General features: G+C 68.6%; 1 protein-coding gene. It reads left to right on the plus strand.

Going from position 1 to position 1,043, the window contains the following annotated elements:
- On the plus strand, window positions 1-1,043 hold a 1,043-nt coding region (locus AB0C29_RS50090), incomplete at both ends, for a glycoside hydrolase family 76 protein (protein WP_360835668.1).

The following is a 1,043-nucleotide window of genomic DNA, read 5'->3' on the forward strand; positions in this document are numbered from 1 at the left end:
GCGCGCCTGCGGCAAGGCCGGCGACCGGCCCGAGCTCACGTGCACCGGCTGGGCCCGCAGCAACTGGAACGCGTGGGACCGGCGGACCGCCGCGGCCACCGCCCTGATGATGCGGTTCGACCAGGGCACCGGACTCTTCGACACGAACGGCTGGTGGACCGGCGCGAACGCGCTCACCGCGCTGATCGACAACAGCCGGATCAGCGGCATGCACAGCTACGACTACGCGATCGCGGCCACGTACGACAAGAACATCAACTCCCGGCAGGGCCAGTTCCGCAACGAGTATCTCGACGACACCGGCTGGTGGGCGCTGGCCTGGGTGGCCGCGTACGACCGGACCGGTGACAGCCGCTACCTGAACACCGCCCGGGCCGGCGCCGACCACATGTTCAGCTACTGGGATACGCGCTGCGGCGGTGGCATCTACTGGCGTACCGACCGGACCGTGAAGAACGCCGTCGCCAACAGTCTCTACATCCAGCTCAACGCTGCCCTGTCCTTGCGCATCGGCGGCGACAGCGTCTACCGCGGGCGGGCGCAGGCCGGCTGGACGTGGTTCCAGGGCACCGGGATGCTGAACAACTCGAACCTGGTCAACGACGGCCTCAACCTGAGCACCTGCCGCAACAACGGCGACGTCACGTGGACCTACAACCAGGGTGTGCTGATCAACGCGCTGGTGCAGCTCAACCGGCTGACCGGCGACGCGAACGCGCTGACCGTGGCCCGCCGGATCGCCGACGCGGCCACCACGAGCACGTACCTCAACAACAACGGCATCCTGCGCGAGCCCAACGAACCCGACCAGTGCAGCGGCGACGGGGTCTCGTTCAAGGGCGCGTTCATCCGCGGGCTCGGCGTCCTGAACGTGGCCGTGGGACGGGTTTACGACGGGTATCTGCGGCGGCAGGCCGATTCCGCGTACGCCAAGAGCCGGACGAGTTTCGGACGAAGGCGCTGTAGCGCCACTTGGTCACGACGGTGTCCTCCGGACGCGGCGCCACCTCCTCGACGACGCGTCGGCCGTCCGGATCGTCGCT

The organism is Actinoplanes sp. NPDC048791 (assembly GCF_040650095.1).
Taxonomy (GTDB): Bacteria; Actinomycetota; Actinomycetes; order Mycobacteriales; family Micromonosporaceae; genus Actinoplanes.